Annotated in this window: 28 protein-coding genes; 13 read left to right on the top strand and 15 right to left on the bottom strand. The window is 64.2% G+C overall.

What is annotated here, in order from left to right; translation table 11 throughout:
- Positions 1-121 precede the first annotated feature (121 nt).
- Positions 122-1,387: a Glu/Leu/Phe/Val dehydrogenase gene (locus ASD04_RS10670; RefSeq protein WP_056256311.1), complete on the bottom strand. Its 1,266-nt coding sequence runs from the start codon at positions 1,385-1,387 to the stop codon at positions 122-124.
- Positions 1,388-1,568: 181 nt separating this feature from the next.
- On the opposite strand from ASD04_RS10670, the gene ASD04_RS10675 reads away from it, so the two are divergent.
- Positions 1,569-1,952 carry a hypothetical protein gene (locus ASD04_RS10675; protein ID WP_056256313.1) on the top strand — a complete coding sequence of 128 codons (384 nt, stop codon included), beginning with the start codon at positions 1,569-1,571 and terminating at the stop codon, positions 1,950-1,952.
- On the opposite strand, the gene ASD04_RS10680 is transcribed toward ASD04_RS10675, so the two are convergent.
- The 6 genes from ASD04_RS10680 to deoD all read right to left on the bottom strand — a co-directional run bounded on the left by ASD04_RS10680 (position 1,940) and on the right by deoD (position 6,965).
- A complete protein-coding gene (locus ASD04_RS10680; RefSeq protein ID WP_056256316.1) occupies positions 1,940-2,602 on the bottom strand; it encodes a CPBP family intramembrane glutamic endopeptidase in 663 nt (220 codons plus the stop codon). The two genes, ASD04_RS10675 and ASD04_RS10680, sit on opposite strands and share 13 nt — an antisense overlap.
- A gap of 224 nt (positions 2,603-2,826) precedes the next feature.
- Positions 2,827-3,117 carry a hypothetical protein gene (locus ASD04_RS10685; RefSeq protein WP_056256318.1) on the bottom strand — a complete coding sequence of 97 codons (291 nt, stop codon included), beginning with the start codon at positions 3,115-3,117 and terminating at the stop codon, positions 2,827-2,829.
- Between the two features lie 74 nt (positions 3,118-3,191).
- Positions 3,192-4,010: a hypothetical protein gene (locus tag ASD04_RS10690; protein WP_056256321.1), complete on the bottom strand. Its 819-nt coding sequence runs from the start codon at positions 4,008-4,010 to the stop codon at positions 3,192-3,194.
- A complete protein-coding gene (locus ASD04_RS10695) occupies positions 4,007-5,350 on the bottom strand; it encodes a hypothetical protein (protein WP_056256324.1) in 1,344 nt (447 codons plus the stop codon). The genes ASD04_RS10690 and ASD04_RS10695 overlap by 4 nt, the downstream gene beginning before the upstream one ends.
- Before the next feature lie 241 nt (positions 5,351-5,591).
- Positions 5,592-6,215 carry a hypothetical protein gene (locus tag ASD04_RS10700; protein WP_056256325.1) on the bottom strand — a complete coding sequence of 208 codons (624 nt, stop codon included), beginning with the start codon at positions 6,213-6,215 and terminating at the stop codon, positions 5,592-5,594.
- 39 nt (positions 6,216-6,254) lie between these two features.
- Complete coding sequence (deoD, locus tag ASD04_RS10705) at positions 6,255-6,965, bottom strand: purine-nucleoside phosphorylase (protein ID WP_056256328.1); 711 nt, start codon at positions 6,963-6,965, stop codon at positions 6,255-6,257.
- A 133-nt stretch (positions 6,966-7,098) separates the two neighbouring features.
- Between deoD and argC the strand changes: the two genes are divergently transcribed.
- The 3 genes from argC (at position 7,099) to ASD04_RS10720 (ending at position 9,323) form a co-directional block, all read left to right on the top strand.
- Positions 7,099-8,049 carry an N-acetyl-gamma-glutamyl-phosphate reductase gene (gene argC / locus ASD04_RS10710; protein WP_056256331.1) on the top strand — a complete coding sequence of 317 codons (951 nt, stop codon included), beginning with the start codon at positions 7,099-7,101 and terminating at the stop codon, positions 8,047-8,049.
- 270 nt (positions 8,050-8,319) lie between these two features.
- A complete protein-coding gene (gene leuD / locus ASD04_RS10715; RefSeq protein WP_056256336.1) occupies positions 8,320-8,925 on the top strand; it encodes a 3-isopropylmalate dehydratase small subunit in 606 nt (201 codons plus the stop codon).
- A gap of 8 nt (positions 8,926-8,933) precedes the next feature.
- The gene (locus tag ASD04_RS10720) at positions 8,934-9,323 is read left to right on the top strand and encodes a RidA family protein (protein WP_056256339.1); all 390 of its coding nucleotides are present in this window, start codon (positions 8,934-8,936) and stop codon (positions 9,321-9,323) included.
- On the opposite strand, the gene ASD04_RS10725 is transcribed toward ASD04_RS10720, so the two are convergent.
- A complete protein-coding gene (locus ASD04_RS10725; protein WP_056256341.1) occupies positions 9,320-10,330 on the bottom strand; it encodes an LLM class flavin-dependent oxidoreductase in 1,011 nt (336 codons plus the stop codon). The two genes, ASD04_RS10720 and ASD04_RS10725, sit on opposite strands and share 4 nt — an antisense overlap.
- A 218-nt stretch (positions 10,331-10,548) precedes the next feature.
- Between ASD04_RS10725 and ASD04_RS10730 the strand changes: the two genes are divergently transcribed.
- Positions 10,549-11,109, top strand: coding sequence for a hypothetical protein (locus ASD04_RS10730; protein ID WP_056256343.1), 561 nt, complete (start codon positions 10,549-10,551; stop codon positions 11,107-11,109).
- Positions 11,110-11,146: 37 nt separating this feature from the next.
- Here ASD04_RS10730 and ASD04_RS10735 read toward each other — a convergent pair whose 3' ends face one another.
- Entirely contained in the window at positions 11,147-12,373 is a 1,227-nt protein-coding gene (locus ASD04_RS10735) for an NAD(P)/FAD-dependent oxidoreductase (protein WP_056256350.1), read from the bottom strand.
- Positions 12,374-12,546: 173 nt separating this feature from the next.
- A complete protein-coding gene (locus ASD04_RS10740) occupies positions 12,547-13,632 on the bottom strand; it encodes a hypothetical protein (RefSeq protein ID WP_156461206.1) in 1,086 nt (361 codons plus the stop codon).
- Between the two features lie 389 nt (positions 13,633-14,021).
- On the opposite strand from ASD04_RS10740, the gene ASD04_RS10745 reads away from it, so the two are divergent.
- Positions 14,022-15,062, top strand: a complete 1,041-nt coding sequence (locus ASD04_RS10745; RefSeq protein WP_056256355.1) for an aspartate-semialdehyde dehydrogenase — start codon at positions 14,022-14,024, stop codon at positions 15,060-15,062.
- A 143-nt stretch (positions 15,063-15,205) separates the two neighbouring features.
- Positions 15,206-16,087 (top strand): EamA family transporter, encoded by an 882-nt coding sequence (locus tag ASD04_RS10750; RefSeq protein ID WP_056256357.1) that lies wholly within the window; start codon positions 15,206-15,208, stop codon positions 16,085-16,087.
- 8 nt (positions 16,088-16,095) lie between these two features.
- Here the strand turns inward: ASD04_RS10750 and ASD04_RS10755 are convergent, their stop codons facing one another.
- The 3 genes from ASD04_RS10755 to ASD04_RS10765 form a co-directional block, all read right to left on the bottom strand.
- Positions 16,096-16,359: a hypothetical protein gene (locus tag ASD04_RS10755; protein WP_056256361.1), complete on the bottom strand. Its 264-nt coding sequence runs from the start codon at positions 16,357-16,359 to the stop codon at positions 16,096-16,098.
- A 106-nt stretch (positions 16,360-16,465) separates the two neighbouring features.
- A complete protein-coding gene (locus ASD04_RS10760; RefSeq protein ID WP_056256363.1) occupies positions 16,466-16,723 on the bottom strand; it encodes a hypothetical protein in 258 nt (85 codons plus the stop codon).
- A gap of 384 nt (positions 16,724-17,107) precedes the next feature.
- Complete coding sequence (locus tag ASD04_RS10765) at positions 17,108-17,749, bottom strand: carbonic anhydrase (RefSeq protein ID WP_056256364.1); 642 nt, start codon at positions 17,747-17,749, stop codon at positions 17,108-17,110.
- Between the two features lie 72 nt (positions 17,750-17,821).
- Here ASD04_RS10765 and ASD04_RS10770 point away from each other — a divergent pair, with 72 nt between their 5' ends.
- Positions 17,822-18,028 carry a DUF1737 domain-containing protein gene (locus ASD04_RS10770; protein WP_056256367.1) on the top strand — a complete coding sequence of 69 codons (207 nt, stop codon included), beginning with the start codon at positions 17,822-17,824 and terminating at the stop codon, positions 18,026-18,028.
- 160 nt (positions 18,029-18,188) lie between these two features.
- On the opposite strand, the gene ASD04_RS10775 is transcribed toward ASD04_RS10770, so the two are convergent.
- The gene (locus tag ASD04_RS10775; protein ID WP_056256370.1) at positions 18,189-18,776 is read right to left on the bottom strand and encodes an NUDIX domain-containing protein; all 588 of its coding nucleotides are present in this window, start codon (positions 18,774-18,776) and stop codon (positions 18,189-18,191) included.
- 171 nt (positions 18,777-18,947) lie between these two features.
- Between ASD04_RS10775 and ASD04_RS10780 the strand changes: the two genes are divergently transcribed.
- Positions 18,948-19,367, top strand: a complete 420-nt coding sequence (locus ASD04_RS10780) for a hypothetical protein (RefSeq protein ID WP_056256372.1) — start codon at positions 18,948-18,950, stop codon at positions 19,365-19,367.
- Positions 19,368-19,502: 135 nt separating this feature from the next.
- On the opposite strand, the gene ASD04_RS10785 is transcribed toward ASD04_RS10780, so the two are convergent.
- Entirely contained in the window at positions 19,503-20,387 is an 885-nt protein-coding gene (locus ASD04_RS10785; protein ID WP_056256374.1) for an AraC family transcriptional regulator, read from the bottom strand.
- A gap of 281 nt (positions 20,388-20,668) precedes the next feature.
- On the opposite strand from ASD04_RS10785, the gene sdhC reads away from it, so the two are divergent.
- Genes sdhC through ASD04_RS10805 form a run of 4 tightly spaced genes read left to right on the top strand, consistent with a single transcriptional unit; the run spans position 20,669 to position 23,552 of the window.
- Complete coding sequence (gene sdhC, locus ASD04_RS10790; protein WP_056256377.1) at positions 20,669-21,055, top strand: succinate dehydrogenase, cytochrome b556 subunit; 387 nt, start codon at positions 20,669-20,671, stop codon at positions 21,053-21,055.
- Positions 21,055-21,447 (top strand): succinate dehydrogenase, hydrophobic membrane anchor protein, encoded by a 393-nt coding sequence (gene sdhD / locus ASD04_RS10795; protein ID WP_056256380.1) that lies wholly within the window; start codon positions 21,055-21,057, stop codon positions 21,445-21,447. Before sdhC ends, sdhD begins: the two co-directional genes overlap by 1 nt.
- A 3-nt stretch (positions 21,448-21,450) precedes the next feature.
- The gene (sdhA, locus tag ASD04_RS10800) at positions 21,451-23,262 is read left to right on the top strand and encodes a succinate dehydrogenase flavoprotein subunit (protein ID WP_056256382.1); all 1,812 of its coding nucleotides are present in this window, start codon (positions 21,451-21,453) and stop codon (positions 23,260-23,262) included.
- Positions 23,262-23,552 carry a hypothetical protein gene (locus tag ASD04_RS10805; protein ID WP_056256385.1) on the top strand — a complete coding sequence of 97 codons (291 nt, stop codon included), beginning with the start codon at positions 23,262-23,264 and terminating at the stop codon, positions 23,550-23,552. Before sdhA ends, ASD04_RS10805 begins: the two co-directional genes overlap by 1 nt.
- The last annotated feature ends 6 nt before the right edge of the window (positions 23,553-23,558 follow it).

Here is a 23,558-nt window from a genome sequence, read left to right on the forward strand (position 1 = left end):
CCGAAGGGTCGGGTGAGGGGTTCAGCGCGCGTTTAGCATTGTACCCTTCACCAGCACTGAACCCCTCACCCCACCCTCTCCCCTCAGGGGAGAGGGAGCCTGCGCTCAGTGTCGCCGGCGCCTAGCCGGCGAAGAAGGGCTGGGTGCCGTGGGCCTCGATGGCGGTGGCGAGACGCCCCAGAGCGTGGATATAGGCAGCCGAACGCACCGAGACGCTGCGATCCTGGGAGATGGCCCAGACGGCGCGGCCTTCGCGCTCCATCATCTTCTTGAGGCGGGCATGGATTTCCTCAAGGTCCCAGTAGAAGCCCTGGCGATTCTGCACCCATTCGAAATAGGAGACGGTGACACCGCCGGCATTGGCCAGGATATCGGGCAGTACGACGACGCCCTTATCGGCCAGGATCTTGTCGGCTTCCGATGTCACCGGGCCATTCGCCAGTTCCAGCACCACCCTGGCCTTGATCGAAGCGGCATTGTCGGCGGTGATCATTTCCTCCAGCGCGGCCGGCACCAGCAGCTCGGCATCGACCGCGATGAGGTCGTCCGAGGGGATCACGGTGGCGCCGAGCTCGGCGGCCATGTCGGCCACTCGCCGGCCGGCGGTCTTGCCCTCGATCAGGCGCTTGACGTCCAGCCCGTCGGGCTTGTGGATGGCGCCGGTGGAGTCGGAGACGGCGACGATCTTGTTGCCATCCTCATCGGCCAGCTGGGCGAAATACTGGCCGGCATTGCCGAAGCCTTGGATGGCGACGGTGCGCGAACCGGAGAGGCCGAGTTCCTGCGCCAGGTGCCGCACCAGGTAGAAGCCGCCGCGCGCTGTGGCGTCGGTGCGGCCCAGCGAGCCGCCCAAGGCGATGGGCTTGCCGGTGATGACGGCGGGCGAAACCGACCCGGTGATCTGGTTATATTCGTCGGCCATCCACCCCATGATCATGGCATTGGTATAGACGTCGGGCGCCGGAATATCGCGGTCAGGACCGACCGTGGTGGCGAAGGCCTGCATATAGGCGCGGGACAGGCGCTCCAGCTCGGTCTTGGAGAGGGTGTGCGGATCGACCCGCACGGCGCCCTTGCCGCCGCCATAGGGCAGGTTCATCACCGCGCATTTGAACGTCATCCAGAAGGCGAGCGTCTCGACTTCCTCGATCGTGCTGTCGGGGTGGAAGCGGATGCCGCCCTTGGTGGGGCCGCGCGTATCGTCATAGCGGCAGCGCCAGGCCAGGAACGACTTGCGCGAGCCGTCATCCATGCGGATCAGCAGGCGCGTCTTGGTGGTCTCGCGCGGATATTTGAGTTTCTCGATGACATCCTGGTCGATCTGGAGGTGGCTGGCAGCCTCTTCGAGGCGGATCAAGGCACGATCAAGCAGGGTATCGTCGGTCATGGCGAGCTTTCATGAACAGAAAATGTGCACAACGCATAATTATGCGGCATTGATTTGCCATGACGGCGTGCTTAGGTCAATAAAGCTGACGCACATTGCATAGATTTGCTGCGAAGCGCCTATTGACGGTGCATTTTTCTCGCAGCAATGTCTCCAACCATCGAAATCGGGGTCTCAAGCCTTGTTTCCCTCGCTGCCGCTACCAGAAATCCTGGTCAATTCCGACGACTATAACCGCGTCATGCTGCTGGCCGAGAAGGTCAGCATGACCATGCCCTATGTCTCGGCCTATCTGGAACGTGAGCTGAACCGGGCCGAAGTGTGCGATCCCTGGAACCCGGCCGGGGTGTCCATGGGGCAGCGCGTCATGTTCCGGCTGGACGAGGAGCCGCTGACGCGGATCGGGCGGCTGATCTATCCCAACCGCGCCTTCGGGGAAAAAGGCAGCGTGCCGATTCTGGGTCCGGTGGGCGCGGCTCTGATCGGCATGCACCGCAATTCCAGCATAGAATGGCTCGATGACGGCCGAACCCGCACGCTGACCGTGCTCGATTACGGCTGGTAGCCCAGGGCGGCCACGAAGCCGTTATGGTCGAACAGCACCCAGAAGGTGATGGTGTTGGTCAGCACATGGGCCAAGGCGGTCCAGAATACCGAGCCGGTGCGCCAGGCAATCCAGTTCCATAGCAGCCCGAGCAGTGCCGCGCCGGCGATCAGCGGCATCCAGCCGCCGTCGAAGACCACGCCGTGGCTGAGCAGCAGGGGCAGGTGCCAGGCGGTGTAGAGCACCCAGCCGAGCCAGAAGCCAAGAAGCGGCCGTTCGGCAAAACGGGTCATGAAGCCGCCGCGCCAGGCGGCTTCCTCCAGCGGGCCATTGATGATGCCGACCAAAGCCGCCAGCATGGCCGCATGCGTGGTCAGCAGGGCGGTATTGGGCACGAAGGCGAGCAGCGCGACGGCGCCGACCTGCAGCAGGAGCAGACCGGGGACCCACCAGTCGCGCCAGGCCAGCTTTTCGCTGAACAGCCGCGGTCCGCGCCGATTGCGCACATGAAGGAAGATGACCGGCAGGCAGAAGGCCAACCAATAGACGGCCAATGACGCGAGATAGCCGCGTGGCCCGCCCCAGGCCCCGGTCAGCGCCGGCACGACCTGGGTCAGCGCGGCAATCAACACCAGCGCATGCAGGACGAGGGCGAACTGGGGGCGAGTCATCAATGCGGGCTCATTCGGTGAGCCCGCATTGAGTCAGAAAATGGGGGATTGGGCAATGCTGGGGGGCATTCAGCGTGCGTGGCCCACCCCACCCTCAATCCCTCCCCATCAAGGGGAGGGAGGCGCCAGCTCCAATGCCCGTGTTCATCGTCTCCCTCCCCCTTGTGGGGAGGGATCAAGGGTGGGGGTGGCCACATGCACCAGCGTCGCGGCGAGCAACGAACTCAATTCGCCTGGCTGCGATCCACCAGTTCGAAGTCGTCCGCGGTCATATCGACCTTGAGCGCCAGTTGCTGGCGGTCGAGTTCGGCCAGCCAGGCGGTCCACGAGCAGGGGCTCATGCCATCGTCCTGGCTTTCGATCTGCCGCTTGACGCGCTTCTGGAAGCTCAGCTTGAGCTGGGCGCGCTCCTCGCCGAAGCGGTTGCGCACCCGCGCTATCGCCGGAATGCCGTGCCGGTCGGTGACCCAGTTCTGGATATCGCGATGACGTGTCAGCGTGTGAATCTGATTCATGTGGCCTCCCCTCCAAATATGGTTACTAACCTTCTGAAACGAAGCCGGTCCTCCGCCGGTTCCCCGTTTCGGGATCAATTATCGTCCAGTTCGGTGACAAGCTTGAGACGCGTCATCTCCTCGGGGCTGAAGTAATAGAGCCGGTCCGGCGGGGTCTCGAGCGCATGCAGCCACAGGGCTGGATCGACGCCGGTTTTCGTCAGGTGGCCGATGATCTCGGCGGTGGTGGATTGTGCATCGCTCATGGCCGTACCGGCGACGCGCAGGGCGTTCTGCGGATCGGCCGCAAGCGCCGCAGCATAGATCTGGTGCACGCCGATGGCGGCATCGGCGCTGGCGATGCGCCGGGCGCCGGAAGCAAAGATGATGGGGCAGGACGAGGCGCAAAGCGAGCCGGCAGCGACCTTGGTGGCAAGGCCCTTTTCATGGATCAGACTGCCGATGGCGAGTGCATCCACGACCGATCCTCCAGGCGAATCGAGAACTACAGTCTCTGCGTATTCGCCCCGCGCTGCAATCTCGGCGGCGAAGCGGGTGGCCGAACCGACGTCGATCGAGCCGGTCAGGCGCAGTTCTCCACCGGGCGCCAGCACGATTTCGAGCGGCTGCTCAAGCAGTTGCGGGCTGGTCGTTACATTTGGCGTGGCGCCATCGGCCGGGCCGTCCGGATTGAACGGCGGCAGGATGGGCTGCATGGGCATGGCCAAAGCCGCGCCTTCATCGGCGGTCAGTTCGCGATAATCGACATAAAGCACCGAGGCGGTGCCGGCCAGCAGCGCGAAGAAGGCGACGCGCAGGATATTGCCATCGTCAATGGCCGCGATGCTTTCGATCAATCTGCGATAGAACGGGCTGTCCCTGGTCGCAGCGCGGGCATTGGCCTCGGTCTTCATATCGGACGCGGCGTGTCGGTGCGCTTGCGCTGCGCCGCGTCGATAGGGGTGACGGTCCCGTCATCGGGCGGCGCCTCGGCCACGTCCGGCAGATCGGTCGAAAGAGGTTCGGCGGGTTCGGTGCGCGGTTGTCCCGTCGTCACGTCGATGCCCGCCGCTTCCATCTGGCGGAACAAAGCCATGGCGCGCAGCATTTCGGCGGCGGTGATGTTCTCGGCCTCTTCCAGCGAGGCCGAGTCGCGGCGCATGGCGTCATGCACGATCATCAGCACCAGAACCAGCACGACCGGCAGCAGGTCGATGGAAATGGCGCCGGCCCAGCTGGGGATGAAATCCTGCCAGTAGCGGAGCACCGCCTCGGCGCTGGAGAGGGGTACGAAGCGGCGCTGCTCCACGGCCGGCGTGGCAAGGATTTCGTCGGCCGCCGTGGTCAGTGCCGCCGACTGGCTGGCGACCGAAGCGCGCACGGTTTCCATCACCTGGTCCTGCCGGCTCGCGAGGTCGCCCGAACGCCCATCGGCCACCGGGGCGATGAAGCCGGCGCTGAGATCGGCCGAGGCGCGCTTCACCGAAGCGGCCACATCGGTCTGCTGCAGGGCGCCGATGACGGCGGATAGCTGCACGGCCTCCGCCTGGAAACTGTCGGAGCGCGGCTCGATGGTGCCGGGGGTGGAGACCAGTTCGCGCATGGTGGCCAGCCGCGCCGAGCCCTGCTCGAACAGGGAAGCCACTTCGTCGCGGCTACCGGTAATGGTTGATGCCAGCTGGCTCATCTGCGCGCTCATCTGGGTCAGGAGCTGCACCACGCTGCCCGAGCCCTGCGTACCGGTCAGCGCACCGCTTTCGCGCTCATCGGCGGCCAGCCCGGCAAAACGCTCGGCCGCCCGTTCCACGTCGGGCAGCAGACTCTGGCTGGCCAGGGCATTGGCATGGGCCTGGTCGAGATCCTCGGCATAACCTTGCAGGGTCACCGCCATATGCTGTTCCAGCGCGGCCGAGCCGGCCAGAGCCGCCGCATTGAGCCAGCTCGACATGGCGATGATCATGGCGCAGCCCACCGCCATGGTGAGAAAGAGCCCGATGCGCTGCACGCCCGAAGTCACCAGCGGCACGAAGCGCAGCATGAAGCTCCAGAAGGCATAGATAGCCACCGAGACGGCGGCCGAATAGATCACCGCCGCGAAAAAGACGAAGCTGGCCGAGCCATCGAGCAGGCCGCGCACCCCGAGATAGGTATAGACGCCCGAAGCCAGAGCCAGCACGGCCAGGGCAAAGCGGGTCATCGTCTCGACGCCCTTGACGGTCTCGTTGAGGCGGTAGGCGTTCGGTTTGAGCTGCATGGTTCCGGGCCCCTGTCTTAAGCGGAGGTTAACACAGCGATGGCGGCAAGATGTGGGCGGCGTGGGCGAGGGTTAATGACGAGGGTGTGAGTGTGCCGGCGCCACGTCCTCGTGGTTCGAGGGTCGCTCCGCTTCCGCCTCACCGTGAGGGCTACTGTTAGCGCCGAGTTGGAAGCAGCCGTTGTATTAGCGCTCATGGTGAGGTGCGCTTCTTCAGCGCCTCGAACTACGGGGCGTGTCCCTACCCATTCAACTTCCGCATCAGTTTTTCTATCCGCTTGCGTTTGCTCTCCTGCCCGATCTTGCCGATCCGCTCCTTGAGCGTGGCCAGGAATCCCGGCTTCTGCTCGGGTGTCAGCACCGCGGCGGCCTGCTCGGCATAGGTGGGGAACTGGTTGGGCGCGGCATGCTTGAGCCGTTCCACCAGGATGGGCACGGCCCTGTCGCCATAGCCAGCGCGCGCCAGCTTCACGAGGATCGAATTGCAACGGTCCTTGGCGATGACAGAGCCACGATCAGCCGCCTCGATAATGGCCGGCAATTCGGCCACCAGAGTCGCAGCACGCTGTTCGGCCACCGCGTCCAGCGCCGTCATGGCGCCCCAGACCTTACGGTTGTTGGAACTTTTGAGCGCCTCGATGAAGACGGGGCACTGTCCACCCACCAGAGCCGGATTGCGGGCGCCGACCTCGTAGAGCACCTTGAGCGCGTCATTGGCCTGCCGCACCGGTCCCGAGCGCACGGCCACAGCCAGTTCGGCGACTGCAGCCGTGTCCTGGCGCGCTACGATATCCTCGGCCAGCGCTACATTGGGCTGTTCATCGCGCCGGTCCAGCGCGCCGGAAAGTCTGTCGAGTACGGTCATGACAACCTGTTCTGTAAGCCCCTGAGGTCTATTGAGGGCCTAGGACTCCACCGCCACATCCAGCGCCAGCGTCACCATTTCCCTGAGCGAGGTCTGCCGCTCGTTGGCGTCGATTTCCTCATGGGTGATCAGGCAATCGGTCATGGTGCAGATGGTCAGTGCCTTGACCCCGAAGCGCGCCGCCAAAGTATAGAGCGCCGCAGCCTCCATCTCGACGCCGATGACGCCGTGGTCGGGGAGCTTGTCGTAACCGGCAAAGCCGTCGGCATGGTAGAAGATGTCGGAGCTGAGCATGTTGCCGGCATGGTAGCGCATGCCCGCCGCCTCGGCCTTTTCCGCCGCGGCACGCAGCAGGCCGAAATCGGCCATGGGCGCGAAATTATAGGGGCCGAAGCGGTCGCGGACGATGGCGCTGTCGGTCGAGGCCGCCTGCGCCAGGATGAGATCGCGCACTTTCACCTTGGCATTGAGCCCGCCACAGGTGCCGACGCGGATCAGGGTCTTGAGCCCATAGGTGTTGATCAGTTCATGCACATAGATGGCCAATGACGGCTGGCCCATGCCGGTGGCCTGCACCGAAACGCTCTTGCCCTTCCAGGTGCCGGTATAGCCCAGGCAATTGCGCACCGAATTGACCAGAATGGGATCATCGAGGAAAGTCTCGGCAATCCATTTGGCTCGCAAAGGGTCGCCCGGCAGCAGCACGGCATCGGCATAGTCACCTTGCTTGGCGTGATTATGGGGGGTCATGGCGGCTCCTCGATTTTGTCCAGTTGGTCAAAGCAATGCCATTGCGCGCCGTGCACTGCAACCATCCGCGGCCTGCCGTCTTGACCTCGACATGTCAGAGGTCCATTTACGCAGCCGCATCTGGAGAACACCAATGGTCGCGAAGATTTTCATCGATGGCGAAGCCGGAACCACGGGTCTGCAGATCCGCGAGCGCCTGGCCGGCCGCCGCGACCTCGACGTACTCTCCATCGCCGCCGACAAGCGCAAGGATCAGGACGAGCGCAAGCGCCTGCTCAATGCGGCCGATATCGCCATTCTGTGCCTGCCCGACGATGCGGCCAGGGAAAGCGTGTCGCTGATCGAGAACGGCAGCACGCGCGTCATCGATGCTTCCACGGCCTTCCGGGTCGATCCGGACTGGGCCTATGGCTTTGCCGAAATGGACAAGGGCCAGAGCGAGAAGATCGCCGATGCGCGTTTCGTCGCCAATCCGGGCTGCTGGCCGCAGGGGCTGATCGCCACGGTGCGGCCGCTGATCGCTGCCGGCCTGCTCCCGGCCGATTTCGCCGTCACCTATAACGGCATTTCCGGCTATTCGGGCGGCGGCAAGGCGATGATATCAGAATATGAAACCGCCGGCGATGCGGCCAGCCACTTCATGCCCTATGGCCTGACCTTCCAGCACAAGCACGTGCCGGAAATGACGCTCTATACCGGTCTGGCCAGTGCCCCGCTTTTCGTGCCCAGTGTCGGCGATTTCGCCCAGGGCATGACGACGTTCGTGCCGCTGCAACTCAACCACTTGCCCAAGGTGCCCACCGGCCGCGAGCTGCATGCCGCCATTGCCGACCACTATGCCGGCATCAAGGACAGCTTCGTGGCCGTGGCGCCTTGTGAAGAGACCGCCAAGACCCCTGATCTCGATCCGCAGGCGCATAACGGCACCAATACCATGACCCTGCATGTCTTCGCCAATGACACGCGGGCGCAGGCCGTGCTGGTGGCGGTCTATGACAATCTGGGCAAGGGCGCCTCGGGCGCCGCCGTGCAGAACCTCAACCTGATGCTGGGCGTCAGCGCGAAAGAAAGCCTGGCCGCCTGATCTCTTTCCCTTCTCCCCTTGAGGGAGAAGGTGCCCCGAAGGGGCGGATGAGGGGTTGGTTCCTCGAGCATTGAAGCATGGGATGGCGCAGCACCCCTCACCCTGACCTTCCGCTGAACGCGTCAGGTCGTCCCTCTCCCTCAAGGGGAGAGGGTAGAGGCTCCGTCGTCATTCCATGGCAAAATCACTTCAACCGTACCCAGGAGTACGCTTCTGACTTGACCAGGACCTCGCTTTGCGCAAATACCCTTGGCAAAGCGAGGTTTCCTCATGGACAAGTTCACCAGCCTGACCGGTGTCGCGGCGCCCCTGCCGATCATCAATATCGACACCGACATGATCATCCCCAAGCAGTATCTCAAGACCATCAAGCGGACCGGCCTGGGCAGCGCCTTGTTCAGCGAGATGCGCTACAATGAGGACGGTACGGAAAATCCGGATTTCGTGCTCAACAAGCCGGGCTATCGCAAGGCGACCATCATCGTGGCCGGCGATAATTTCGGCTGCGGTTCGTCGCGCGAGCATGCGCCGTGGGCACTGCTCGATTTCGGCATACGCTGCGTCATCTCCACCAGCTTTGCCGACATCTTCTACAATAACTGCTTCAAGAATGGCATTCTGCCGCTGGTGGTAACCCCCGACCAGCTCAAGCTGCTGCTCGACGATGCCGAGCGCGGCTCCAACGCCACGCTGACTGTCGATCTCGAAGCCCAGACCGTGCAGGGGCCGGATGGCGGCACCATCCATTTCGATATCGATCCGAGCCGCAAGCAGATCCTGCTCGAAGGCCTCGACGATATCGCCGGCACGCTCAAGTCCGACCCGTCGATCACCACGTTCGAAAACAAGATGGCGGCCGACCGCCCCTGGCTCTAGAGGCAATAATGGTGCAGCGCATTTCCACCGGCTCGCCCTTCGAGGCGACCTTCGGCTATTCCCGTGCCGTACGGCACGAGGACACCGTTTATGTCTCGGGCACGACCGGCTATGACTATGCCAGCATGACCATGCCCGACGATGTCGGCCAGCAGGCGGCCAATGCGCTGGCCACCATCGACAAGGCCTTGCGCGAGGCCGGCTCGTCGATCCAGGACACCGTGCGCGTGGTCTATTATGTGGGCGACCGCAACGACGTCGACGCCGTGGTCAAGGCCGTCGGCCCGGTATTCAAGGATATCCGCCCGGCCGCCTCGATGCTGATCGTGCAGATGATCGAAGCCGGCATGAAGATCGAGATCGAGGTCACCGCCCGCATCGGCGCCGCCAACAGCTAGCCGCGCGCTTCCACCCCAAAAGCCCCGGCGATCAGGGCATAGCTCCGCCGGCGCAATTCGTAGCTGTGCACCGTCGTCGTGATCATCACCTCGTCGGCGGCGCAGCTCTCGGCCTTTTCGGCGATGGCGTCGCGTACCGTTTCGGGCGAGCCGACGATCCACAGGCTCGATTGATGGTCGATGATGCCCTGTTGCTGGGGCGTCAGCACGCGCGCATGGGCCTGCTCCGGGCTCATCAGCTCGCGCTGCTCGCCCGATGTGAACAAAGCCCAGCTCACCGCCTGCGAGCGCGACAGATAATGCGCTTCCTCATCCGTCGGCGCGCAGATGGCCGAGACGCAGAGCATGGTTTTCGGCTTGGGAAAAGCCTCGGTTGCCTTGAAGCCATAGCGATAGGCGTCGAAGGCGGGGGCAGGGGGCGTGTGGCTGAAATGGGCGGCAAAGGCATAGCCGATGCCCAATTGCCCTGCCGCCTGGGCGCTGGCGCCCGACGAGCCGAGCAGCCACATCGGCGGCAGCCTGATGCCGCCGGGCGAGACCGGTACGCGCGAAAACGGATGGTCGGGCGGAAAGCCGTCCTCGTCGAAGGCCATGAGTTCGGCCAGATAGGCGGAAAATTCCTCGCCGCCGCCGCTGCGCAGCGCGCGCATGGCATAGCCGTCGCCACCGGGGGCGCGGCCGATGCCCAGGTCGATGCGGCCGGGATGAAGGCCCTCGAGCGTGCGATAGGCCTCGGCAATGCGCAAAGGGGCATGATTGAGCAGCATGACGCCGCCGGAGCCGATGCGGATGTCTTTCGTATGGGCAGCGGCGCTGCCGATGAGGATTTCCGGCACCGAAGAGGCGATGGATGGCATGCCGTGATGCTCGGCATACCAGAGACGGGTATAGCCCAGCCGGTCGGCCTCCTGCGCCAGCAGGATGGTCTCGGCCATGGCCTGGGCGGTGGTGGTGCCCTCGGCGATGGGGGCGAGATCCTGCAGCGACAGGGCGAAGGGAGCGGCCATGGTAATGTTCCTTTTCGGCAATCGCTGCCTTCTATCGGCAAAATGCGATGAAAGCGAGATGCCAGTTTGGCCCCGTTTGTTTTTCCATGTCTTTGCCCCAACCGCGGTCCCTTTTGGCAGACAGGCGTTAGGGTCTGGTTCATTACAATTTTAGTCAAATCTTGCCGTCCGGCCGCCCGGCCCGCTCAATCGAAGATTGACGGCAAGGAGCTTTCCCCATGCGCCATCTCGTTCATCGCCTGAGCCTCGTCGTCGCGCTGTTGCTGCTGGCGATCCCGGCCGCGCAGGCGCAGTTCAACCTGCTTCCCGAAATCCGGGGCGGCGTCGGCATGCGCGGGGTCGATGGCGGTGGCAACCTGCTCGATCCTGATCGCATCGGCGATGCTAATGTCGAGCTGCTGTTTGCCGTGCCCGATCTCAATGCCTGGTCGGTCATCGGCGAGCTGCGGCCGCATCTGGGCGCCACGGTGAGCTTTCGCGGCCAGGATTCCTACGGCTATGCCGGATTGAGCTGGACCTTCCAGGCGCCGATCCTGCCGGTTTTCGTCGAAGCCAGCGCCGGCGGCGTGGTGCGCAGTGCGATGTTCAGCGCCCCGCAAAACGACCCATCACGCAATTTCGGCTGTGGCGTCGGCCTGCGGGTGGCCGCCAGCGCCGGCATCAACCTGCCGCTGGGCGCGTCGTTGATCGGGACGGTGGAGCACCTGCCCGATTTCGGAACCTGCGGGGTGGCGCGGGCGAATACCAATGTCGGGGTGAGGCTGGGTTTCCGGTTTTAGCTTTCTTACCTCTCCCCCAAGGGAGAGGTGGAGACGCTCACCCCTGCATCCACGCCTCGATTGGGCCGCTCAGCGTCGCCGCGAGGCTCTTGTCCTCGGCGAACACCCAGGCCCATTGGAAATTGTAGCCGCCGAGCCAGCCGGTCACGTCAACCACCTCGCCAATGAAGAACAGCCCCGGCACGTCCCTTGCCGTCATGGTCTTGGCGTCGAGATCGCGCGTATCCACGCCGCCCAGCGTCACCTCCGCCGTGCGATAGCCTTCCGAGCCGACCGGCTTCAGGGTCCAGGCCTTGAGCCTTGCTTCCACCAGCGCCAGCTTCTTGTCGGAGAAATCGCCGATCATGCCAGTCATGCCGAGCTCGTCGCCCAGCAGTTGCGCCAGCTTTCTGGGCAGCACATTGCCCAGCACAGTCTGCACCTGCAGCTTGGGCGTCGCCTGGCGGGCCGCGCGCAGAACTTCGCCGGCATCCTGGTGCGGCAGCAGGTCGATGGCGATGGCGTCGCCCTCGCGCCAATAGGAGGAGATTTGCAGGATGGCCGGGCCACTCAGCCCGCGATGGGTGAACAGCAGCGCTTCCTCGAACGCGGTCCTGCCGTGCCGCACGATGGCATCGGTGGCGATGCCGGAGAGGTCCCGGAGCTTTTCCAACGCGCCGGTCTCGAAGGTCAGCGGCACCAGAGCCGGGCGGGTTTCGGTCAGGCGCAGGCCGAACTGGGTGGCGAGTTGATAGCCGAGCCCGGTGGCGCCCATCTTGGGAATGGATTTGCCGCCGGTGGCGACGACAAGGCTGTCGCAGGTGATCGACGCGGTGCTCAGCTGCACCGCAAAGCCGCTTTCGTCCCGGCTTACGCTCTCGACCGATGTTTCCAGCACCAGCGTCACGCCGGCCTTGCGCATCTCGCCCAGCAGCATGGTGTTGATCTGGGTGGCCGGGCCGTCGCAGAACAGCTGGCCCAGCGTCTTTTCGTGGAAGGCAATGCCGTGTTCGCGCACCAGGGCGATGAACATGTCGGGCGTGTAGCGGCTCAGCGCCGACAGGGCGAAGCGGGGATTGGCGCTGAGAAAGCGGTCGCGGCCCTTGTCGGTGGTGGCATTGATATTGGTGAAATTGCAGCGTCCGCCGCCCGAAATGCGGATTTTCTCGCCGGCATATCTGGCGTGATCCACCACCAGCACCGAGCGGCCACGCCGGCCGGCCTCTATAGCCGCCATCATGCCGGCTGCGCCCGCACCAAGGATCACGACATCATAATGGGGCATGGCAGGTCCTGTGCGCGGAGAGATGTGTGCCACGCCCCTCGTGGTTCGAGGCTCGCGAAGGGCTCGCACCTCACCATGAGGGCTACTGGAACACGGAGCTAATAGTAGCCCTCATGATGAGGCGGGAGCGCAGCGACCCTCGAACCACGAGGGGCGTGGCACAAAGCCCGCTCTTAGTCGAAGTGCCACACCGTGCCAATGGTGACCTTGGAGGTGGTGGGGCCGGAAATGCCGGTGAGGCCCGGCGCGCCGTCCATGCGGCCCAGCAGCAGCGCTTCGCCACGCAGCGCCACATCGCCCCACAGCGCATATTCCAGGCCCCCGCCAAAGGCATAGGCGCCCGCCGCCTCGACCAGGCCCACGCCGCCCGCGGCATAGGCCAGCACGCCCGGCACCGGCACCACGCCGATGCGGGCCAGCGCCAGCGCGTCGAGTCCGGCATCGCCCGATGTGTCGTAATTGGCGCCGAGCTGCACTTCGATACCGGCGCGGATCATGTCGCCCAGCGCATGGTTATAGCCGGCCAGGCCCCCCATCTCGAAGCGGCTCAAATGCCAGCCGTGACCATAATCATCGAAAAAGTTGAACTGCGGATCGGCAAGGCTGCCGATGTTGATGCCGGCATAGAATCCGGAAAAGTCGGTCACCGGGCCACTGCTGAAGCCGGTCGATACGGGGCCGCCATCGAGCTGCCAGATGGCGCCCGAGGTGATGCGCATGGCCGAGATGGCCGGGACATTGTTGCCATTGGGCACTGGGCCGAGCTGGCCGATGCCGGCCGCTTCGAGCCGCAGGCCCATATTGGAGGTCACCATGACCTCGGCGCCGATACCGGCCTCGAAGGCCCAGCTCTCGCCCAGGCGGCCGGCGCCGGCAAGCATGTAGATCAGGCTGTTGTCGCCGGCGGCAAAGCCCAGCCGGGCCAGTGCCATCAGCCGCAGATAGGCCGAGCTCGAAAAATCGGTGGCGACGGTGCCCTGCAGTTCGGCGCCGACGATGACGCCCGGTGCGACAGGCTGGTTCCAGCCGACCACGCCGCCGATTTCGGGACGGATGTCCCAGCCAACCGTGTTGAAATTGTTCTTTCGCGCCGAGATTGGGCCGATCAGCACGCCGGCATAAAGACCATCGAAGGCGCTGGGCGCGGTGAAGTCGCTGCCGAGATCGGGGCTGAAATAGAGCGCATCGCTCTGGGCTGCGGCGCTTCCCGCCAGCAGCAGTGCTCCCAACGCCGCCCCCGCAAACACAACAGCACGCATCGCCAGTCCCCCGTTCGCGCCATTGCGGCGCGAAAGCCCTTCATAGCGCGATAATTTAGTCGCTTAACAGCATCTTAACACAGTCCTTGTTGCAAGGCTGCATCACTGGGCGTACCGCGCGGCAATTTCATTGACTCTTTCCTATTTGGGCGTATGAGAAGTCCTGCTTTCAACCAGAGCAGTCAATCGATGCGCAGCTTTTTCGCCATTGCGAATCTTGCAACCGCCCGGCCAGCCGCCGGGGGCGTCGCTGCGCCGATGACCAAAACCACCAAAACCGCCTGACGCTTTTCCCCGGGTCGCCTCCCGACGGGGAGAGGCTCAAAGCACTGACCGCGATGGATAGCCATCGCGCGGGGGCGGAAATGGCAAGGGACTGGAGTTCTAGCATGGGTTATCGCGTCGCTGTCGTCGGTGCCACAGGCAATGTGGGCCGGGAAGTTCTCAATATTCTGGCCGAGCGCAAGTTCCCCGCCGATGAGGTGATCGCGCTCGCCTCGTCCAAGTCGATCGGGCGCGAGATTTCCTATGGCGACAAGATCCTCAAGGCCAAGAATCTCGACGACTTCGATTTCAAGGGCGTCGATTTCGCCATCATGTCGGCCGGCGGCGCCATTTCCCGGGACTGGGCGCCCAAGATCGCCAATTCCGGCTGCATCGTCATCGATAATTCGAGCTACTGGCGCTACCATTCCGATGTGCCGCTGGTGGTGCCCGAGGTGAACGGGCATGTGCTCGACCGCTGGCTGGCCGATCCCAAGCGCGGCAATATCATCGCCAATCCCAATTGTTCCACTGCCCAGCTGGTGGTGGCGCTCAAGCCGCTGCATGACGCGGCCAGGATCAAGCGCGTCGTCGTCTCGACCTATCAGTCGGTTTCCGGCGCCGGCAAGGAAGGCGTCGACGAGCTGTGGAACCAGACCAAGGGCATTTTCGTCAACGATACGGCGACCCCCGGCAAGTTCCCCAAGCAGATCGCCTTCAACGTCATCCCCCATATCGATGTGTTCATGGAAGACGGCTACACCAAGGAAGAGTGGAAGGTGCTGGCCGAAACCAAGAAGATCCTCGATCCCAAGATCAAGGTGACCTGCACCGCCGTCCGCGTGCCGGTGTTTGTCGGCCATTCGGAAGCGGTCAATATCGAGTTCGAGAACCCCATTTCCGCCGATGAGGCGCGCGACCTGCTGCGCGACGCGCCGGGCATTTCGGTGCTCGACAAGCGCGAGCCGGGCGGCTACGCGACCCCGGTCGAGACGGTGGGTGAATACGACACGTTCGTTTCCCGCATCCGCGAGGACAATACGGTCGAGAACGGCCTCGTCATGTGGGTGGTTTCGGACAACCTGCGCAAGGGCGCCGCGCTCAACACCATCCAGATCGCCGAAGAACTCATCGCCCGCGGGCTCAAGGCAAGGCTGGCGGCTTAGCTCGAATCGTACCCCAGTCACGGTGTCACCCCGGCGAAGGCCGGGGTCCATCCTGAGATCGACGGAGGGATGTGCCATCTCAGGATGGATTCCGGCCTTCGCCGGAATGACATTGTGTTTTTGCCGTCGCTCTTGAGTCTTCCATGCCCCTCCGCCACATCGCGCTCGCTTTGCTCGTCGTTGCCATCTGGGGCTTCAATTTCGTCATCATCAAGCTGAGCGTCGAGGCCCTGCCGCCCATTCTGGCGGCGGGGCTGCGTTTCGTCGCGGCGGCTCTGCCGGCGGTGCTCTTCATCCGGCCGCCGAAAACGCAATGGTATTACGTGGTCGGCTTCGGGCTGGCCTTCGGCTTTGCGCTTTATGGCTTCCTCAACCTCTCCATTGCTTGGGGCATGTCGGCGGGATTGAGCTCGCTGGTGCTGCAGACGCAGGCGTTTTTCACCATGGCCCTGGCCTTCGTGGTGCTGGGCGAACGGCCCAGCCGCTTCCAGGTCGTCGGCGCGCTCATCGCCTTTGCCGGCATCGGCGTCATCGCCGTCGAACGCCTGGCCGCCACGGCCATCCTGCCGCTGGGCATGACGCTGCTGGCGGCGCTGAGCTGGGGGCTGGCCAATGTGCTGACCAAGAAGGCCGGCCGCGTCAATGCGCTGGCCTTTACCGTCTGGGGCGCGCTGGCCGCGCCAGTGCCGCTGATCGGGCTGTCGCTGCTGGTCGAGGGTCCGCGGGCGGTGCTCGACGCGCTCGCCAATTTCGGCTGGGCGGATGCGGGGCTCATCGCCTTCCTCGCCTATCCGGCGACGCTGCTGGGCGGCGCCATCTGGAGCTGGCTGCTCGGGCGCCACCCGGCCACCGTCGTCGCGCCGTTCACCCTGCTGGTGCCGATCACCGGGCTGCTGTCGGGCTATCTGGTGCTGGGGGAAACCATCACGTCGATGGAAATCGGCGGTGCGGTCTTGGTCATTGCCGGCCTGCTCGTCACGGTGCTGCGCGGACGGCCAGTCGAGCCGGGTGTCCGGCTCGACTGAAATGCTGGTTACTGCGCCGGCGCTTCCGGCGTGGCCGGCAAGGTCGCCGGCTGCAGGCTGTTGAGCTCGTCGGGGGTCAGGCCCCCGCTGGCATCGGCATCGGCGCTGTCGAACTCTTCCTGGGTCAGGTCGGTCCAGATCAGTTGCAGTTCGGCAAAGCTCAGCTCGCCATTGGCATCGGTATCGACATCGACAAAGCTGGTCGGGGTCTGCGCCAGGGCAGCGCCCGCCGACAGGCCGAGAATGGCCAGGGTCAGGGCAATCTTGTGCATGAAAATAACTCCGATAGCGGCCGCGGCCGCGGCCTGAAACAACAGAAGCCACCCCAGGAGGCGTGGGGTGGCTTCATGGGACGCCCGGGGGAGGGCGTCAGCGGGATTAGCTGGCCGGGACAGCCGGGGCCGCCGAAGCGGCAACCAGTGCGTCGTATTCTTCGGCGGACAGATCGCCATTGGCGTCGATATCGGCAGCCGTGAAGGCCTCTTCGGTCAGGTGGGGCCAGGCAACCTGGGCCTCGGCCAGGGATACGCCGCCGCTGGCATCCGCATCAACGGTCGCGAAATCGGTGGCAGCCTGGGCGAACGCGGCGGTCGAAAGGCCGAGAACGACGAGGGACGACAGGATGATCTTCTTCATGGGAGGTGAGCTCCAATGTTGGGGAGAAAAACGGTGACCGGTTAGCCGGTCTCCGACGAGCCACTCTCCTGCGGCCCGTGAGACAGACAATGATTTCCCAATGTGTCTCGTCCGGGCCCGAAAATCGGCGGTGGTCGGGATTTACTGCGGCAAAATCCGGGCAGTAACGCCAGACGAAAAGACAGATGTAATCGTCAAGACTACCAATTCAATCTAATGTCGTGATGAAATAATACTGCGCGAATAATTTGCCTGACGCTGCGACATTTTGGTACGCACAAAACCAACGCCAAGACACGGTGCCATGATTTTCTATCACGGCGCCGTGAAGCGGATTATCTTCCACTCACGAGCAAGTGAAACGGAAGTCCAACGGCGCCGGCGTCAGAGATTGGGACGGACGAAATCGCCGCTATCGGCGTCCATCACCCAGAGTTCGCCCGTCGAGATATCGAACCAGGCGCCATGCAGGGCGAGCTTGCCCTCGGTTTCGAGCGCTTTGACATAGGGGAAGGTGCGCAGATTGCGGATGGAGTTGCGAATCGATATGCGCTCGAGGGCCGTCTGGCGCTCGCTTTGCGTCATCAGGCTGTTCTTGCCGAGCTGGCCGGGCAATTCGCCGAGCATGGCCATCCACTTGCCGATGAAGTCGCCGGCATCGAGCGGCGCGGCATCGGGTGCCAGCGCGGCCTTGATGCCGCCGCAGCGGCCATGCCCCATGATAACGATATTGGCGATGTTGAGCGCCTTGACCGCAAATTCGATGCCGGCCGAAGTGCCGTGCTGGCCGGCATCGGGCTGGTAGGTCGGCACCAGGTTGGCCACGTTGCGCAACACGAACATCTCGCCGGGTCCAGCGTCGAAGATCATTTCGGGCGCGGCGCGGCTGTCGCAGCAGGCGATGATCATGGTGGACGGGTTCTGGCCCTCGGCGGCCAAGTCGCGAATCCGGTCCTTCTCTCGGGAATAGCGGCCCGCCATGAAGTTGGCGTGACCCTGGAGCAGGTAGTCGGGAAAGCTGTGCATGGCATTTCGATTAGCGCTAAGATCGGTCGAGATCAACTGCGGCGAACGCCGTGCCGCGCATCGGGGCCATGCATGCTCATCTACCGCTTCCTCACCGGCGAGGACGACGCCGCTTTCTGCCACAAGGTTACCAAGGCCCTGAGCGAAGGCTGGCAGCTCCACGGCTCGCCCACTTATGCCTATGACGGCTTCTCAAAAAAGATGAAGGCCGGCCAGGCCGTGACCCGCATCGCCAGGGACCAGCCCTACGACCCGGACAAGAAGCTGGTGGATTTCTAGTCCTGCCAGGCGTGGTGTTCCCCCTCGCCCCTTGAGGGAGAGGGCGGCAATTTCCTCGTTCAGAGGAAATTACCGGGTGAGGGGTGCTGCGCTCGCCCATGCTTTAATGCCAGTGGAAGCAATCCTCATCCGCCCGGAGCCTGCTTTCGTGCATGGCTGCCTAAACCGCCCCCCCCGCCGCCAGTCTGAGCGCCAGCGCCTGCAGCATCAATATCGTCTTGCCGTCGACGATGCTGCCCGCCTTCACCATGGCCAGGGCTTCGTCGAGGCCAAGCTCGAACACTTCGATATCCTCGCCTTCCTCGGCCAGCCCGCCGCCGCTCGCGGCCTGCTGGCCCGGCGTGTAGCGGCCAAGGAAGCAGGCGCATTTTTCGGTCACCGAGCCGGGGCTCATATAGGCGTCGAACAGGAAGATCATGGTTTCGGGGGCGTAGCCGGTTTCCTCCATGGCCTCGCGGCGGGCGGCAATTTCGGGTAGCTCGCCGTCGAGCAGGCCGGCAGGCGCCTCGATCAGCCAGGCCGGATCGCCGTTGACCTGGGCCGGCAGGCGAAACTGGCGCGTCAGGATCAGGGTGCGCGCGGCCGGGGCGAACAGCAGAACGGCGGCGGCGCTGCCATGGTCGTAAACCTCGCGCTGCACGGTCTGCCGCGTGCCGTCGCGCCTGATATGGTCGACCTCGTAGCGGTCCAGCCGCCCCCAGCCATGGGCCAGCGGGGTGACGCTCAGAATCGTGACGGGTTCGGTCATGCGGGCTCCTTGATCGTCGGTCTTCTGCCCTAAACCAGGCCTTTCGGCCAGCCCGCAATCCTGAATGGCAGCTAAACGCGCAGTTCACGGCGGAGTGAAGTGGGGGTCGCTAGAAGCCCTCCCACCAGCGGCGGCCACCACGGCGCCGCACGCTTCAAAAGGGAAACTATCATGTCCAACAAGACCTTCGCCTTCGCTTTCGCAATCGCCTCGATTGCCGGCTTCGCTGCCGCAATGCCGGCCCAGGCCGCCACCCGTTCGGTCGATATCCACCCCGAACTTTTCGCCAGCCGCTGTATCGCCCAGGGCGGCGCCATCGCCGCCGCCAACCCGACGCTGGCTTGCCAGACCCCGGAAACCACCATCGTCTGCAGCTTCATGACGCTCAATATCGCCCGTTGCGAATGGCCGGGCATCGAGGGCCAGGTCGCCGTCAACCGCATCATCGGCATGCAGGATGCCGAGGCCGTCGGCGGCTCGTCCGGCGCGATCAAGAAAGGCGGCGGTTTCAAGTTGCCCGACCTGCCGCTCGACAATGGCAATGGCGGCGGTGGCATCGATCTCCCCGACCTGCCGATCAAGTGGAACTGATCCGGCTACATCCGCCGGCCATGGAACTGCCCCCGGGTCGATCCGGGGGCAGTTTCGTTGCAATGCCTTCAGGTTCGGCGCGCTTTCGTCGTCGAGATTGGCCACGATAGTCCGGAGGCCGCTATCCGCCGGGCGCTATTTCAGCGGCAGATACAGTTCCACCACCACTTCATGGGCCTGCACCTCCGGAATGCGGGAGAGCCAGCGCTTGCTGTACATCGGGAAGTCGCGGGCTTCCTCGCCGCTGGCCGGAAGCCAGTCGCGATAGAGATAGAGCGCGGCGGGCTCCAGGTTGTTGGTATTGCCGGGATAGCGCAGCACCGCGCAGCGACCGCCGGGAATCATGCCGGCTTTCACCCGCTCGTCGTTCGGACCGACCGGCAGGTCGGTCCCGACACACAGGTCCATGCTGTAATCGGCGGGGTTCGCGGGCTCCCGCTCGGACCGGAAGACCATGTAGGTGGGACTGGTTTCGGGCGACAGGCCGGCCGCCTTGCGCCAGGCAATGAAGTGCTGGCGGGTATCGGCGATGGTTGTCCGCTCGCCCCGGTGTTCGATCATCGCCACCGGCGTCGGGGGCACCTCGTGGATCGTCACGTCGTTATCGTCAAAGATTATCTGCATGAGGGTGTTCCTTGCTATGTCGAGTGGCCCGAAGGCCATAAGCCACGACCCCCAATCGGGAGACTTCCGGAACGCGGACGGCGATTGCCCCAGCCGTTGCCGAAAGGCGCGGGCGAAGGCGTCGGGCGCGTCGTAACCGGCATCCATCGCGATATCGGTGACGCTTGCGGCGCCCTCCGAAGCCAGCCGGTGCGAAGCGCGCTTCATACGGGCCAGCTGGACATAGCGGTGCACGGACAATCCGAAGGTCGCCGTGAACTGCCGGTGGAAATGAAATTTCGAGAAGGCGGCAACCCGGCTCACCGTTTCCAGGTCCAGATCGCCATCGAGCTGCTGGTCGATATGGTCCAGCACCCGCTGCATCCGGGCCTGGTAATTTTGAAGCGGCGTCGTCATCGTCCCGTTCTCCGTGGCGGCGTCATCTAGCTGCCCTGGTCCTCGGCGCGCTCGACCGATCTTGCGGTTTCGGGCCCGACTGCCGGAAACGCCCGACGCATCCAAGCGTGCTTGGTCGTGCCGTTCCTCTGCGTTCCGCGCACATCGAGTGCGCCATACGAACAAAGTGCGACATGCGCCAAAAGTCGCAGGCGGACGCTTTGATTTTGTAACCTTTGGGCGCTAGAAGTCCCGAACCATTCCAAACTGCGAGCGGCCAAGCCGCATGCCAGCGAGGCTTCATGACGGTTCGCTCCCGCCCCCTTTCTCCGCATCTGCAAATCTACCGCTGGACCATCACGATGACGATGTCGATCGTCCATCGCGCCACCGGCATCGCCAATTATGCCGGCATGGCGCTGCTGGCGCTCTGGCTCGGGGCCGCCGCCTGGGGGCAGGAACCGCTCAATGCGGTCAATGACATTTATGGCTCCTGGTTCGGCCAGCTCGTGCTGTTCGGCTTCACCTGGAGCCTGATCCACCACATGCTGGGTGGCCTGCGCCACTTCATCTGGGATTTCATCATCGGCATGGAGCCGGGGCAGCGCGAGGCGCTGGCCTGGGCCAATCTGATCGGTTCCATCGTCCTGACCCTGTTGGTCTGGACCGTTTTCGTCTGGATGGCATGATGCGCGAAACCGTCATCACCCGCGACATGGTCGCCAATCCCAAGACGGCCTATGGCAACAAGAAGGCCTCGACCCGTCATTTCATCACCCAGCGGCTGACCGGGGCGATCAATATCGCCTTCCTGGTCTTGCTGCTCTTCGTCGTGGTGCGGCTGGCCGGGCAGGACCGGCTCGATATGGTGGCGGTGCTGGGCAATGGCTGGATCGGCCTGCCGCTGGCGGTTTTGCTGGTGATCGTGGCCATCCACATGCGCAACGGCATGCGCGATGTGCTGGAAGATTATTTCGCGGGCAGCCTCTATCGCCTGCTGATGCTGCTCAACACCTTGTTCTGCATTCTCGTCGCGGTGGCCGGGGTCGCCGCGCTTCTCAAGCTCGTCTTCTGGGGTTAGCCGATGGCCACTTACGAACTCATCGACCACGAATTCGACGTGGTGGTGGTCGGCGCCGGCGGCGCGGGCCTGCGCGCCACGCTCGGCATGGCCGAACAGGGCTTCAACACCGCCTGCATCACCAAGGTCTTCCCCACCCGCAGCCACACCGTGGCGGCGCAGGGCGGCATTGCCGCCTCGCTGCAGAATATGGGGCCGGATTCCTGGCAGTGGCACATGTACGACACCGTCAAGGGGTCGGACTGGCTGGGCGACAATGACGCCATGGAATATCTCGCGCGCGAGGCGCCGGCGGCCATCTATGAGCTCGAGCATTACGGCGTGCCGTTTTCGCGCACCAATGAAGGCAAGATCTACCAGCGCCCCTTCGGCGGCCACATGACCGAATTCGGCGAAGGCCCGCCGGTGCAGCGCACCTGCGCCGCCGCCGACCGCACCGGCCACGCGATCCTGCACACCCTCTACGGCCAGTCGCTGCGCAACGACGCGCAGTTCTTCATCGAATATTTCGCGCTCGACCTGATCATGGGCGATAACGGCGAATGCCAGGGCGTCATCGCCTGGAAGCTCGACGACGGCACGCTGCACCGCTTCCGCGCCAAGCTCGTGGTGCTGGCCACCGGCGGCTATGGCCGCTCCTATTTCTCCGCCACCTCGGCCCATACCTGCACCGGCGACGGAAATGGCATGGTTGCCCGCGCCGGGCTGCCGCTGCAGGACATGGAATTTGTCCAGTTCCACCCCACCGGCATCTATGGCGCCGGCGTGCTGATCACCGAAGGCGCGCGCGGCGAAGGCGGTTACCTCACCAATTCGGAGGGCGAGCGCTTCATGGAGCGCTATGCCCCCAATGCCAAGGACCTGGCGTCGCGCGACGTCGTTTCCCGCTGCATGACGCTCGAAATCCGCGAAGGGCGGGGCGTTGGTCCTAAGAAGGACCACATCTACCTGCATTTGGACCACCTCGACCCAAAAGTGCTGCATGAGCGCCTGCCGGGCATTACCGAATCGGCAAAAATCTTTGCCGGCGTCGACCTGACGCGCGAGCCGATCCCGGTGCTGCCGACGGTGCACTACAATATGGGCGGCATCCCTGCCAATTATCATGGCGAAGTGCTCGACCCGACGCCGGACAATCCCGACCGGATCGTGCCGGGCCTGATGGCCGTGGGCGAAGCGGCCTGCGCGTCGGTGCATGGCGCCAACCGCCTGGGCTCCAACTCGCTCACCGACCTCGTGGTCTTCGGCCGCGCCGCTGCCATCCGCGCCGGCAAGGTGGTGGATAAATCGGCACCGATCCCCGGCATCAATGCGGCACAGGATGCGAAGATCCTGGCCCGCCTCGATCGCCTGCGCAATGCGGCCGGCTCCCAGCCCACCGCCAAGCTGCGCGACGAGATGCAGCGCACCATGCAGGCCGATGCCGCCGTGTTCCGCACCGGCGCCTCGCTCAAGAGCGGCGTCAAAGGCATGAGCGAGATCTATTCCCGCCTCAAGGACGTGCAGGTCACCGATCGCAGCCTGATCTGGAATACCGACCTGGTCGAAACGCTCGAGCTCGAAAACCTCATGGCCAATGCCATGGTGACCGTCGTCTCGGCCGAAGCCCGCCACGAAAGCCGCGGCGCCCATGCCCACGAGGATTTCCCCTCCCGCGACGACGAAAACTGGCGCAAGCACACGCTGAGCTGGATCGATACCGACACCGGCGCCGTCCGCCTCGGCTACCGGCCCGTGCATGTCGATCCGCTGACGGCGCAAAGCGAAGGCGGCATCGACCTCAAGAAGATCGCGCCCAAGGCGAGGGTCTATTGATGCGCACGCCTCTCGCTTTCGCCGCCCTGCTGCTGCTGACCGCCCCCGCCTTCGCTGCGCCGACCCAGGCGCAAAAGGATGAATTTTACGCGGTCTGCATGGGTATCGCGCAGAATGACACCTTGTGTTCCTGCAAGGCCGATGCGGCGATGACGCTGATCGACGAGCGGATGATGGGATACGTCATCGCCGGGATGAAGGGCGGGGCCGTCGGCGAACCCGACGACGTCGCGGGCGCCCGCGCTCGATACCTCCAGGAATCCAATCGGGCCTGCGGATTGAACTACTGATGAAGG

This window comes from Devosia sp. Root436, from assembly GCF_001426345.1.
Taxonomy (GTDB): Bacteria; Pseudomonadota; Alphaproteobacteria; order Rhizobiales; family Devosiaceae; genus Devosia.